The 13816-nt window shown below is 63.2% G+C and carries 10 protein-coding genes; 1 reads left to right on the plus strand and 9 read right to left on the minus strand.

The window, feature by feature from the left end; translation table 11 throughout:
- Positions 1 to 296: 296 nt before the first annotated feature.
- Positions 297 to 797 (minus strand): ureidoglycolate lyase, encoded by a 501-nt coding sequence (locus G7044_RS13935; protein WP_166329915.1) that lies wholly within the window; start codon positions 795 to 797, stop codon positions 297 to 299.
- A gap of 8 nt (positions 798 to 805) precedes the next feature.
- Entirely contained in the window at positions 806 to 2221 is a 1416-nt protein-coding gene (gene puuE / locus G7044_RS13940) for an allantoinase PuuE (protein WP_166329917.1), read from the minus strand.
- 143 nt (positions 2222 to 2364) lie between these two features.
- On the opposite strand from puuE, the gene uraH reads away from it, so the two are divergent.
- Complete coding sequence (gene uraH, locus G7044_RS13945; protein ID WP_166329920.1) at positions 2365 to 2697, plus strand: hydroxyisourate hydrolase; 333 nt, start codon at positions 2365 to 2367, stop codon at positions 2695 to 2697.
- Here uraH and G7044_RS13950 read toward each other — a convergent pair.
- From G7044_RS13950 to xdhA, 7 genes are all read right to left on the minus strand, one after another.
- A complete protein-coding gene (locus tag G7044_RS13950; protein WP_166329922.1) occupies positions 2694 to 3605 on the minus strand; it encodes a LysR family transcriptional regulator in 912 nt (303 codons plus the stop codon). The two genes, uraH and G7044_RS13950, sit on opposite strands and share 4 nt — an antisense overlap.
- A 96-nt stretch (positions 3606 to 3701) precedes the next feature.
- The gene (locus G7044_RS13955) at positions 3702 to 5858 is read right to left on the minus strand and encodes a malate synthase G (protein ID WP_166329924.1); all 2157 of its coding nucleotides are present in this window, start codon (positions 5856 to 5858) and stop codon (positions 3702 to 3704) included.
- A gap of 134 nt (positions 5859 to 5992) precedes the next feature.
- Positions 5993 to 7468, minus strand: a complete 1476-nt coding sequence (locus G7044_RS13960; protein WP_166329926.1) for a nucleobase:cation symporter-2 family protein — start codon at positions 7466 to 7468, stop codon at positions 5993 to 5995.
- A gap of 361 nt (positions 7469 to 7829) precedes the next feature.
- The gene (locus tag G7044_RS13965) at positions 7830 to 8654 is read right to left on the minus strand and encodes a bifunctional allantoicase/(S)-ureidoglycine aminohydrolase (RefSeq protein ID WP_166329928.1); all 825 of its coding nucleotides are present in this window, start codon (positions 8652 to 8654) and stop codon (positions 7830 to 7832) included.
- 106 nt (positions 8655 to 8760) lie between these two features.
- Positions 8761 to 10038, minus strand: a complete 1278-nt coding sequence (gene guaD, locus G7044_RS13970) for a guanine deaminase (protein ID WP_166329930.1) — start codon at positions 10036 to 10038, stop codon at positions 8761 to 8763.
- The gene (xdhB, locus tag G7044_RS13975) at positions 10035 to 12353 is read right to left on the minus strand and encodes a xanthine dehydrogenase molybdopterin binding subunit (protein WP_166329932.1); all 2319 of its coding nucleotides are present in this window, start codon (positions 12351 to 12353) and stop codon (positions 10035 to 10037) included. Before xdhB ends, guaD begins: the two co-directional genes overlap by 4 nt.
- Before the next feature lies 1 nt (position 12354).
- Positions 12355 to 13791, minus strand: a complete 1437-nt coding sequence (gene xdhA / locus G7044_RS13980) for a xanthine dehydrogenase small subunit (protein WP_166329934.1) — start codon at positions 13789 to 13791, stop codon at positions 12355 to 12357.
- Positions 13792 to 13816: the final 25 nt, after the last annotated feature.

Here is a 13816-nt window from a genome sequence, read left to right on the forward strand (position 1 = left end):
TAAGAACCACTTCCAAATCCGTCAAGACACAATCTCAACTTTTTCGTCCGCAGCACCTTCGCGCCTCCCCGTCCCCTTCCAGCGTTCCCGCCAGTCCGTTTCGGTGAGCGGGTATCTAGGCCCCACACAAAAAACCCGCAACCCAATTCCGACACAAAATCGAAATAAAATCATATCATGCTGATTTTAAACGAAAAAACCAAACAACCCGCCCAGCAAAAACCACGCGAAACACAAGCAAAAACAGAATCACCAAGAATCACCGCGGCAGGTGGGACGGCGCGCAATAAGCCGCACTACCCAGTCACCGTAATCGGGTCCTCCAGCCAATGCTCTTCGAGGTTATCCCCCTCACCGATGCGATCGACCACGCCGTAAAGGCCAGTGCCGTCCAACGGGCACAGCACCCCATGCCAGACATTGCGCCGCAGGTTCACGCCCTGCCCCGGCCCGGCGATGAAGGCGCGCGGGTGGCCGGGCTTACCGCCGTCATCCTCGGCCACGGTGACCAGAAAGCGCGACGGCGACATCGGAATGAACGCCTGCGAGCCAAGCGGGTGGCGTTCCAACAGGTCCAGCAGATAGGGCATCGGGCGCAGCTCGGCCTGAAACAGGCTGATCCCGGCGCGGCCGCCGGCCTCGGGTGTGAAATCCATGCCGGCCAGGTCGTGATAACGCCCGCATTTACCTTGATTGATGATCCGGTCAGGCGCACCGGCGATCTGCAATACCTCGCCGAAAGGCGCGAAGGCTTCGGCGGTCAGTGGTTCGGCGACGATTGTGATTGGCTGGTTCATGGGCATGTTCAGGGCAGGATGGCCGCAAGCCGCAGGGCAGCAATGCGTTCGACCTGGCGCGCCGCCTCGGCGAATTCGGTGTCGCGGTCGTTGTCGATTCGACGGCGGAAGGCATCAAGGATCCCGGCCTTGTCGTAATCGCGCACGGCGATGATGAAGGGGAAGCCGTGCTTTGCCACATACGCGTCGTTCAGCGCAGTGAACTCGGTTCGCTCGGCATCGGTCAGCGCGTCGAGGCCCGCGCTTGCCTGTTCGGCCGTCGATTCCGCCGTCAGCCGCTTGGCAACCGCCAGCTTGCCCGCCAGATCAGGGTGGGCCGTCAGCACTCCCAGCCGTTCCTGTTCCGAGGCACTGCGGAACATGCGCGCCAGGGCATTGTGCAGCCCGACGGCACTGTCATGGGCGGGGCCCAGTTCCAGCTCGAAGGCCCGTTCGGCGATCCAGGGCGAATGCTCGAAGATGCTGCCGAACCGGGCAACGAAGCTGTCGCGGTCCATTTCCGAGGGGCGCTCGAACGCGACCGGCGGATGCACCGCGGCCCAGTGCCGGGCAATGTCGATGCGGCGGGGCGTCCAGACGCCGTCGAAGCCGCGGATATAGTCGATGAAGCGCTTCAGTCCGGCCATCTTGCCGGGCCGTCCGATCAGGCGGCAATGCAGGCCGATGCTCATCATCTTGGCCGCGCCCGCCTGCCCTTCGGCATAAAGCACGTCAAAAGCATCCTTCAGATACTGATAGAACTGCTCGCCGGTGATATAGCCGGGCGCGGTCGCAAAGCGCATGTCATTGGCTTCCAGCGTATAGGGAATGATCAGCTGATCGCGCCCGCCGATCCGCTTCCAATAGGGCAAGTCGTCGTCATAGGTATCCGAGATATAGGCGAATTGCCCGGTTTCCGCCGTCAGCGCCACGGTGCCCGCGCTGCAACGCCCGGTATACCAGCCCTCGGGCGGGGTGCCCACGACTTCGGTATGCAGGCGGATCGCCTCGGCGATAGCGGCGCGTTCATCGGCCTCGGACATGTCCTTGTGCTCGACCCATTTCAGACCGTGGCTGGCGATTTCCCAACCGGCATCCTTCATCGCCGCCACCTGTTCGGGGCTGCGTGCCAGCGCAGAGGCCACGCCGTAGATCGTGACCGGAATATCAGCCCCGGTGAACAGCCGGTGCAGCCGCCAGAACCCGGCCCGCGCGCCGTATTCATAGATGGATTCCATGTTCCAATGCCGCTGCCCCTGCCATTGGGCGGCCCCGGCAATATCGGACAGGAAGGCCTCGGACGCGGCATCCCCGTGCAGCACGTTGTTTTCGCCACCCTCTTCATAGTTCAGCACGAACTGCACGGCGATCTTCGCCCCATTCGGCCATTTCGCATCTGGCGCATTGGCCCCATAGCCGCGCATGTCACGAGGATAACGATTCATCAACTTCCCTCCGTCTTTCGACCGGTTGTAACCCGCCCGCGCCGCAATGACTTTCGCATTTTTGCGAAAGCAGCTTATCGCTGGTTTCCTATGGGCGTCAGGTCCGAAAGCGGTCAAAGTGGGGCAAACCAATGGGGGATACGATGGCAGGCTATCTGACGACACATGTGCTGGACACGGCGGCAGGGCGGCCGGCCGCAGGGCTGGTGATCGACCTTTACCGGATCGAGGGCGACGCCCGCACCCTGCTGAAGACCGTGACCACGAATGCCGATGGCCGCACCGATCAGCAGATCCTGCCCGAGGCCGAATTCGCCCTTGGCACTTACGAGCTGGTCTTCCATGCTGGCGACTATCTGGGCCAGCGGGATTTTCTGGACCTTATCCCGCTGCGCTTCACGATGTCGGAAGGCAGCCATTACCACGTGCCACTGCTGCTGTCGGGTTACAGCTATTCGACCTATCGCGGCAGCTAAGGCGCGTCTGGCAGGGCGCGCAGGATGTGATCGACCATGAAGTCGATGAACAGACGCGCCTTTGGGTCCTGCCGTCGCCTGTGCGCATAAAGGCAGGCCATCTGGACAGAAACCGGCGGCTCTTTCGGCAGCACGGGGATCAGGCGGCGGGCGCGCAGATGTTCGGTCACTTCAAAGACCGGCTTCAGCACGATCCCCAAGCCATCCAGCGCCCAATTGGTCAGCACCTCGCCATGGTCGCATTCCAGCGGGCCGGTAACGGCGATGCGCTTGACCCCCTCGGGCGTTTGCAGCGGCCATTGGAATTCCGGCGCGCCGGGAAAGCGCAGGTTCAGACAGTCATGCTTGTCGCCCACCAGATCGGCGCTGCTGCGCGGCTGGCCGCGCCTTGCGATGTAATCGGGCGAGGCGCAGAGGATCCGCGCGCAATCGGCGATCTTGCGGATGCGCAGCGATGAATCCTCGGGCTGGCCAATGATGAAAGCCGCATCAAGCCCTTCGGCGGTGATGTCCAACCGCCGGTCGGACAGGCGAAGGCGGACATTCACCTGCGGGTATTTCTCGCGGAACTTCGGCACGGCGGGCGCGATCAGCCGCTGACCCACGCCCAAGGGCGCCGCAATATACAACGTCCCGCGCGGGTTTTCGGTCACGTCGCTGATCTCGGCCTCGGCATCGTCGACGGCTTCCAGAATGCGGATGGCGCCGGTGTAGAAAATCTGCCCCTGCTCGGTCGGGTTCAGCATTCGCGTGGTACGCAGGAACAGCCGCACGCCCAGATGTTCTTCCAGCTGAGATATCCGCGACGAGGCCACGGCAGCCGAGATGCGCAGATCCCGCGCGGCTGCCGACATCGAGCCAAGCTCGAAGACGCGGATGAAGGTGCGGACGTTATCCAGGTAGGCCATGCCAACATACAGATATTATTGAAAGGCTAAGCCCGGTTTCGCACAAAGCAAAACGCCGCGCCAGTGCCGGCGCGGCGTTTCGTTGGGCGCGCCCGATCAGGCGGCGCGTTCGGCCTTGAACTTGCGGCGATAGGCATGCAGCAGCGGCTCGGTATAACCCGAGGGCTGTTCGCGGCCCTTGAAGACCAGATCGCAGGCCGCCTGGAAGGCCAGCGAATTGGAGCCGTCGCCCATTGGCAAATAGGCCGCGTCGCCAGCATTCTGGCGGTCCACGATGGCCGCCGCCTTCTGCATCGCCGCCATCACCCGATCCTCGGTCACCACGCCATGATGCAGCCAGTTCGCCAGCATCTGCGAACTGATCCGGCAGGTCGCGCGGTCCTCCATCTGGCCGACATCGTCGATATCCGGCACCTTGGAACAGCCCACACCCTGATCGACCCAGCGCACGACATAGCCCAGAATACCCTGCGCATTGTTCAGGATCTCGGCGTCGATTTCATCCTCGGGGTACAGGTTCGAGGGCGCCAGCGGGATGGTCAGCAGTTCTTCCAGCTTGCGGCGCGGGGCGATCTTCTTGATCTCGTCCTGACGGTCCTTGACGTTGACCTGATGGTAATGCGTCGCGTGCAGGGTGGCCGCGGTGGGCGACGGCACCCAAGCGCAATTCGCGCCCGATTTCGGGTGGCCGATCTTGGCTTCCAGCATGGCATGCATGCGGTCGGGCATGGCCCACATGCCCTTACCGATCTGGCCCTTACCCTGAAAGCCGCAAGCCAGCGCAATGTCGACATTGCGATCCTCATAGCTGGACAGCCAGGGTTCGTTCTTCATCAGCGCCTTGCGCTTCATCACGCCCGCTTCCATCGAGGTGTGGATCTCATCCCCGGTCCGGTCGAGGAAGCCGGTATTGACGAACGCAGCCCGGTGCCGCGCGGCGCGGATGCATTCCTTGAGGTTGGCCGAGGTCCGGCGCTCCTCATCCATGATGCCCATCTTGATGGTATAGCGGGGCAGGCCCAGAATATCCTCGACCGCGCCGAAGATCTCGTCCGACAGCGCCACCTCGTCGGGGCCGTGCATCTTCGGCTTCACGATATAGACCGACGCGGCAGAGTTCAGCTGCTTGCCCTTCAGATCGTGCAGGGATGCAGTGGTGGTGAACAACGCATCAAGAATGCCTTCCGGCACCTCGTTACCGTCAGCGGTCAGGACGGCGGGGTTGGTCATCAGGTGGCCGACATTGCGCACGAACATCAGCGCCCGGCCCTTCAGCTTCGCCGCCGATCCGTCGGGTGCCGTATAGGCGATGTCGTCCTCCAGCCGGCGGGTCACCGGCTTGCCGCCTTTCTGAAAGGTTTCCTCCAGCGTGCCGTTCATCAGGCCCAGCCAGTTGCCATAGGCCACCACCTTGTCGGCAGCGTCGACGGCAGCGACCGAGTCCTCGCAATCCATGATCGCCGACATCGCCGATTCCAGCCGCACATCGCTGACCCCCGCGCGGTCAGCCTTGCCGATCGTGTGGCTCGGGTCGATGTCGATGATGATGTGCAGCCCATTATGGACCAGAACGACGCCGCCCGGCGCATCCGCATCACCGATATGGCCCGCAAAAGCCTTGGGATCCGCCAGCACCACATCGCCCTTGCCGGTCGCGACGACCAACTGACCGTCCTTGACGCTATAGCCGGTCACATCGGCATGGCTGGCGCCGTTCAGCGGCACTGCTTGATCCAGGAAATTCTTGGCCCAGGCGATCACCTCGGCCCCGCGCGCGGCGTCATAGCCCTTGCTGGCCGGCAGGCTGCCCATGGCGTCCGACCCATACAGCGCATCATACAGGCTGCCCCAGCGGGCATTCGCGGCGTTCAGCGCGAAACGCGCATTCATCACCGGCACCACCAGCTGCGGGCCTGACACCAGCGCGATTTCCGGGTCCACATTCGCTGTGTCGATGCTGAAATCCGGGCCTTCGGGTTTCAGATAGCCGATCTGTTCCAGAAAGGCGCGGTAAGCCGCCGCGTCAAAGGGCGCGTTGCGATGGGTGACGTGCCATTTGTCGATGGCCGCCTGCAGCTCGTCCCGTGTCTTCAGCGCCGCTGCGTTTTTCGGCCCGAAGCGGGCGACCAGATCGGCCAGCCCGGCCCAGAAATCCGCAGGCGCCACACCAGAGCCCGGCAGCAGGGTGTTTTCGGCGAAATCGGCCAGCTCGGCCGCGACCTGAAGGCCGGATTTCTGCACATATTCGGTCATCTTCTTCCCTTTTCCCTCGGCGGAGTTCTTCTGCCGCTCTTTTGTGGGTGGATCGCCCGCGCAGGGCAAGCCCTGTTAGCCCAAACGGGGCAGAGGACGCAGCGCCCCCTGCCCCGTTCCGTGTTCTTGATGCCTTAATGGCCGCCGTCTGCCTGCATGCTGGCATGGCGCAGCTCGTCCTCGGTCACGGCATGCGCGCCGTTGAAAACGATGTTCAGCGCCAGCGCCGTCAGCGAGGCCAGAAGGATGCCGGAATCGATCAGCGGGTGGATCGCGTGGGGCATGTGCATCTTGAAGTCGGGGGCGATCAGCGGGATCATCCCCATGCCCAGCGAAATCGCGACGATGAAGGCATTGCGGCGGTTATCCTTGAAATCCACCGCCGAAAGGATGCGGATGCCGGTCGCGGCGACCATGCCGAACATGACCAGCCCGGCCCCGCCCAGCACGACGGTCGGCAGCGCCTCGACCAAGGCGCCCATCTTCGGCACCAGTCCCAGCACGATCATGATGATGCCACCAGCGACGCAGACATAGCGGGACCGAACGCCCGTAACGCCCACCAGCCCCACATTCTGGCTGAACGAGGTATAGGGGAAGGTGTTGAACAGCCCGCCGATGAAGGTGCCCAGCCCGTCCGTGCGCAAACCGGCCGCAAGCTCTGCCTGCGTGGGGCGCTTGTTACACATCTCTCCCAGCGCCAGGAACATGCCCAGCGATTCGATCATCACCACGATCATCACCAGCACCATGGTCAGGATCATGATCGGGTCAAAGATCGGCATGCCAAAGCGCAGCGGCGTAATCAGCGCGAACCACCCGGCCGAGGCGACCTGATCGAAATGCATCTGCCCGGCGGCAGCGGCAATGATCGCACCGACGATAATGCCGACCAGCACGGCGATATTGGCAAGAAAGCCGCGCGCATATTTGATGATCAGGATGATCGTCACCAGCACGACCGCAGCGATCAGCATGTTTTGCATGGTCGCATAGTTCGGGCTGTCAACAGTCGCCTGCAGGCGGAACCCCTCGGGCAGCGGAGCCGCACCGGGCAGCGCCGAGGCCCCCGCGACCCAGGCCTGCCAGTCCGGGTTGATCAGCTTGGCGGAATTGGGCTGGCCGAAGATCCAGTTGATCCCGATCCGCATCAGGCTGACGCCGATCACCAGAATGATCGTCCCCGTCACGATGGGCGGAAAAAAGCGGATCAGCCGCGACATCAGCGGCGCGATCACCATCGAGATCACGCCCGCGGCCATGATTGACCCGAACAGCATCCGCGCGCCTTCGATGCCCGGATATTGCTGCGCAATCGCCACCATCGGCCCGACCGAGGCAAAGGTCACCCCCATCATCACCGGCAGCCGCACCCCGAACCAGCTTCCGAAGCCGTAGGACTGGATGATCGTCACCACCCCGCAAACGAACAGGTCGGCCGAAATCAGGAAAGCAACCTGTTCAGGCGTCAGGCCCAGCACCCGGCCCACGATCAGCGGCACCGCAATGGCGCCCGCATACATCACCAGCACATGCTGCAAACCCAGCGTGAACAGCTTGGCCGGTGGAAGAACTTCATCGACGGAATTCGCCGTTACATCAGTTGCCATTGCGGTATCCCCGTTATGAGCTGTGGCATTTTTCTTGTTCTTGGGCCGCCCCGACCGGCTGCCATGGTCATTTTCACCTCCGCACAGGGATCCTGGCCAGATATCGCGCGCTTATGGGGCGCAATATCGGGCCGAGGGGGTCGCCTACTGCCCCCAATACAGGCAGAGAGACGGTTATCCGCGCGGTTATGTCACAGTAGTGTAACGCGACTTTAATGCCTGAAGGTTGCTTTTCGGATCGCATTCCGCGACCCTGAAATCTTTATATATTTTATTGATTTCAGTTATTTAGGCAAAGGCGACGTTTAACCGATTTTCGCCTTTGCCAGAAAACTGCTTCGCAATTGTCATGAATCGCAGATCAACGTGCCAACGCCATGTGGCGATTCACGTCCTTGTACAGCAGATAGCGGAAAGGCCCCGGCCCGCCGGCATAGCAGGCCTGTGGGCAGAACGCGCGCAGCCACATGAAATCGCCGGCCTCGACCTCGACCCAATCCTGGTTAAGGCGATAGACGGCCTTGCCCTCCAGCACATACAGCCCGTGTTCCATCACATGCGTTTCCGCAAAGGGGATCACGCCGCCGGGCTGGAAGGTGACAATAGTCACATGCATGTCATGGCGCAGATCGGCAGGGTCGACAAAGCGCGTCGTGGCCCAAACCCCGTTCGTATCCGGCATCACCGTAGGCTCTATATTGGTCTCATTGGCGATGATCGGGTCGGGCGCGTCCAGCCCCTCGACAAACTGATAGGCCTTGCGGATCCAGTGGAAACGCGCGGGGGCTTGGCTGGTATTCTTCAGGCTCCATTCCGCGCCGGGGGGGATATAGGCGTATCCGCCCGGCTCCAGACGGTCGGTCTTGCCCAAGACGGTCACGGTAATTTCGCCTTCGACGACGAACAGCACCGCTTCGACGCCTGCCTCGGTTTCGGGCCGGTCGCTGCCGCCGCCGGGCAGTACCTCGGCGATGTATTGCGAAAAGGTCTCGGCAAAGCCCGACAAAGGCCGCGCGATCACCCAGAAGCGCGCCTTGTCCCAGAACGGCAGAAACGAGGTTACGATGTCGCTGAACGTGCCCTTCGGGATCACCGCGTAAGCTTCGGTGAACATCGCGCGATCGGTCAGCAGCTGGGTCTGCGGCGGCAGCCCGCCATTTGGTGCGTAATAGCTGCGCTCGGTCATGTCGGTCTCCGCGTTATTGGCACGCCAGTGAAGCGCGCGCATGCCGCTTTGCCAACAGGTTTCGCGCCGCGGTCAGGCTGAAGCAGCCATCGGGAAATCCTGATAATCAGCCGGGCTTCATCCCCCGCCCCGCGACATAGGTCTGCACCACCGCGCGGTCATCGCCCATGATCTGCAAAAGGAACAGCTCTTCTGCCAGCGTTTCGATCCGTTCGGCCCGCAGCGCCATCGCCGGCGTGGCGCGCGCGTCCAGCACCACCATGTCGGCATCGCTACCGGGGGCGAGCGTACCGATGCGCTCCTCCATCCCCAGCGCGATGGCATTGCCGCGGGTGGCCCAGTGGAAAGCCTGCAGCGCCGGCAGGTTCTGGCCGCGAAGCTGCAGCACTTTGTAGCTTTCGTTCAGCGTCTGCAGCATGGAATAGCTGGTGCCCCCGCCCACATCGGTCGCCACGCCCGTGAGCACGCCGGCCTTGCGCAACCCCGCCTCGTCAAACAGGCCAGAGCCGAGGAAAAGGTTCGAGGTCGGGCAATGGATCGCCCTTGTCCCGGTTTCCGCCATCCGCGCGATCTCGCGGTCAGACAGGTGGATCGCGTGGCCCATCAGGCTGCGCGGCCCCAGCAGCCCGAACCGGTCATAAACGTCCAGATAGTCGCTTGCCTGCGGATAGAGGCTGAGCGTATAGTCGATCTCGGCCAAATTCTCGGACAGGTGAGTCTGGACCGGCAGATCGGGATATTCCGCCGCCAGCGCCCCAGCCGCCGCCAGCTGTTCCGGCGTCGAGGTAATCGCAAAGCGCGGTGTGATCGCATAGGTCAGCCGCCCGCGCCCCCGCCAGCGGTCGATCAGCGCCTTGGTGTCGTCATAGCTGGATTGCGCCGTATCCTGCACCGCCGGGATCGCATTGCGATCCATCATCACCTTGCCGCCAAGCATCGCCATGCCGCGCGATTCTGCCGCCGTAAACAGCGCATCGACGCTGCCCGGATGAACAGATCCGAAGGCGCAGGCGGTTGTGGTGCCATTGTTCAGAAGCTGGTCGAGGAAGGCACCCGCCATACGCGCGGCATGGTCCGCATCGGCAAAGCGCGCTTCCTCGGGGAAGGTATAGTCTCGCAGCCAGTCCAGCAGCTGCGCGCCCCAACTGGCGATCACCTGCACCTGCGGGAAATGGATATGCGGGTCGATGAAGCCAGGCAGGATCAGATGCGGGCGGTGGTCGATTTCTTCGACGCCGTCACGCCGCAGATTGGCGTATTCACCCACCACCGCGACGCGCCCCCCATCGACCACCACCGCGCCGTTTTCGATATAGATAAAGCTGTCCTCTACCTCCGCCGGGTCGGCGTGAAAGGACAGGACCCGCCCGCGTATCAGCATCATGCCCGGCCCCGGATGCGCTCGACGGCTTTAAGAACTTCCTCGGGCGTCGCGGGCGCGTCCAGATGCGGGGCGACCTTGTAATCGGCAACGGATGCGACGGCATGGCCAAGCGCCTCCCACACGGAAATTCCCAACATCAAGGGCGGCTCTCCCACGGCCTTGGAACGCTTGATGGTGCGCTCGGCATTCACCGACCAATCTGCAAGCGTCACGTTAAAGATCTTCGGCCGGTCCGAGGCCAGCGGGATCTTGTAGGTCGATGGCGCATGCGTGCGCAGCTGCCCCTTGTCGTCCCACCAAAGCTCCTCGCTGGTCAGCCAGCCGGTGCCCTGCACGAAGCCGCCTTCGACCTGCCCCTTGTCGATGGCCGGGTTCAGCGAGCGGCCCACGTCATGCAGGATATCGACGCGTTCGATCACATATTCGCCGGTCAGCGTGTCGACGCTGACCTCGGAACAGGCTGCGCCATAGGCGAAGTAATAAAACGGCCTGCCGGTGCCCTTGGCGCGGTCCCAGTGGATTTTCGGCGTGGCATAGAAGCCGTCCGACCACAGCTGGATGCGGGCCAGATAGGCCATGTGGATCGCCTTTGTGAAGGGAATGTCCTCGGTGCCGGCGCGGATATGGTTGGGGATGAAGCTGACCTGATCGGCGGTGACGCCCTTGGCATCCGCGACGAAGGCCGTCAGCCGCGCCTTGATCTGTTCGCAGGCATCCAGCGCCGCCATCCCGTTCAGGTCGGTACCGCTGGACGCCGCCGTGGCCGAGGTATTCGGCACCTTTTCCGTCGTCGTCTTCGTCACCCTGACGCGGCCAAGATCGACCTGAAACGCCTCGGCCACGACCTGCGCGATCTTGGTATGCAGACCCTGCCCCATCTCGGTCCCACCATGGCTCACCATGATCGAGCCGTCGCTATAAACATGCACAAGCGCGCCCGCCTGATTGAACCAAGTCGCGGTGAAGCTGATGCCGAACTTGACCGGCGTCAGCGCGATGCCGCGCCGGATCACGCCGCCTTTGGCATTATGGTCCAACACCGCCTGACGGCGCGCGGCGTAATCCGCGCTCGCCTCCAGCTCGGTGAAGATGCGGGGCAGGATCTGGTCCTCGATCTGCTGATGATAGGGGGTCAGCTGGCCGTTCTGATACAGATTGCGCTTTCGCACCTCCAACGTGTCAAGGCCGGTGGCATAGGCGATATCTTCGATCAGCCGTTCGGCCATGATGACGCCCTGCGGACCGCCGAAGCCGCGAAAGGCGGTGTTGCTGACCGTGTTGGTGCGCTGCGGGTGGCTGCGCAGCAGCACATCGGGATAGTAGTAGGCGTTATCGGCATGGAACAGCGCCCGGTCGGTGACCGGGCCGGACAGATCGGCCGAAAAGCCGCAGCGGGCATGAAAATCGCCCTCGACCGCCAGAATGCGGCCGTCATTGTCGAAGCCTGCCTTGTAGTCGATGACGAAATCATGGCGCTTGCCGGTGGCAGACATGTCCTCGTCACGGTCGGGGCGCAGTTTTACCGGGCGGTTCAGCCGTGTCGCCGCGATGGCCGCGATGCAGGCGAACTGGTTCATCTGCGTTTCCTTGCCGCCAAAGCCGCCGCCCATGCGCCTGACCGTGACAACGACGCGGTTTGACGCCACCCCAAGCGAATGGGCGACCATATGCTGCACTTCGCTGGGATGCTGGGTCGAGACGAACACCTCCACCCCTTCCGCATCGGGCACGGCCATGGCGATCTGGCCTTCTAGATAAAAATGGTCCTGCCCGCCCACGCGCAACCGCCCCGAGACATGGCGCGGCGCATTTGCCAGCCCCGCCAGCGCATCGCCGCGTTTCAGCGTCAGCGGATCGGTGACGTAATCCATGCCACCGTCCCGCGCCGCGATGGGGTCCAGGTAATGCGGCAATGGCTCATATTCGATCTTCGCCAAAGCCGCCGCGCGGCGGGCGAGATCGCGGGTTTCGGCCACCACCGCAAACATCGGCTGGCCCCAGAACATGACCACACCGTCGGCCAGAATGGGATCGTCATCCTTGCCATTCGGGCTGATGTCATTGGGGCCGGGAATATCCGCCGCCGTCAGCACCGCGACCACGCCGGGGGCGGAACGCACCGGATCCAGATCGATCGCCACGATCCGGCCATGGGCGCATTTCGACAGGCCGAGCGCGGCATGCAGCGTGCCCGCAGGTTCGCGCAGATCATCGGTGTAATCGGCCCGTCCGGTCACATGCAGATGCGCCGATTCATGCGCGGCGGCTTCATGGGCGAGGCCGGTGACGGTGGTGGTTTCGCTGCGGTCCTTCATCTCATTCCCCCACGGCGCGGGACAGGCGCACATCCTCGCCATCCTGTTCCAGCCAGAAGCGGCGGATCAGGTTGCCCGCCACCGCGCTGCGATAGCCTTCGCTGGCGCGCCAGTCGGACAGCGGCGTGAAATCCTCGGCCACGGCATGGGCGGCGGCCTCGAACGTGTCGCGGGCGAAGGGGCGGCCGCGCAGGGCGGCTTCGGCCTTTGTGGCGCGTTTGGGGATGCCGGCCATGCCGCCAAAGGCGATGCGGGCGTTGGTTATCATGCCATGTTCCTCATGGACCATGATAGCACAGGCGACGGCGGTAATGTCCGAATGCGCCCGTTTCGAGACCTTGTAGCCCGCGATCCGTCCCGGCGGGCGAGGGATGATGATGCTTTCCAGAAACTCGCCGGGCTGGCGATCCTGCTTGCCATATTCGATGAAGAAGCTTTCCAGCGAGATCTCGCGCCGCTCATCGCCCTTTCGCAGAACGATCCGCGCATCAAGCGCGATCAGCAGTGGCGGCATTTCCCCGATGGGAGAGCCGTTGGCGATATTCCCGCCGATGGTGCCGGCATTGCGCACCTGCCAGCCGCCGATCCGTTCGATATAGTCGACCAGTTCCGGCATGGTTTCTTCGACTACTGGCAGGAGCTCCGAATAGGTGACGCCAGCGCCAAGGCGGATTTCGTCGGCGGAAACGTCGACCTCTTTCATCAGATGGCCGATGAAGATGGCAGGCGCGATGGGGCGCAGGAACTTCGTCACCCAAAGGCCCACATCGGTCGCGCCCGCGATGATGGTGGCATCGGGGTTGTCCAGCAGCGCCTGCGCGAAGCCGTCCGTATCGGCGGGCAGAATGGCGCGTTTGCCGTCCCTTCTCACATCCGCGCCGGGCGGGATCGCGGCCAGCTTCGCGGTTACATCGTCACGCTCGACCGTCAGCGCATCCATCGCCTGCCCGCCTGCGGCTGCGGCGGCGCGCGCGGCCTTCACGATGGGCTCGTATCCGGTGCAGCGGCACAGGTTGCCCTGAAGCGCGGTCTCGATTTCGACGACGGACGGATCTGGATTGCCCATCCACAGCCCATAAAGCGCCATGACGAAACCCGGGGTGCAGAAACCGCATTGGCTGCCGTGATGATCGACCATGGCCTGCTGGACCGGGTGCAATTCACCTTGACGCGCCAGATGTTCTACCGTCACAACGTGACAGCCATGGCAGGCGGCGAGGAAACGGATGCAGGCGTTGATCGGTTCGTATCGCAGCGCACCATCGTGAAGCCGCCCGACCAGCACCGTGCAGGCCCCGCAATCGCCCTCGGCGCAGCCTTCCTTGGTGCCGGTCAGGTGACGGTTCAGGCGCAAGAAATCCAGCAGCGTATCGTCGGGCGCGACCTCGGTCAGGGTCACTTCGGCATCGTTCAGAAGAAAGCGGATCGGGCTGGACATGGGTTCACTCTGGCTCAACCCGACC

It is taken from the genome of Paracoccus xiamenensis, assembly GCF_011308835.1.
Classification (GTDB): domain Bacteria; phylum Pseudomonadota; class Alphaproteobacteria; order Rhodobacterales; family Rhodobacteraceae; genus Paracoccus; species Paracoccus xiamenensis.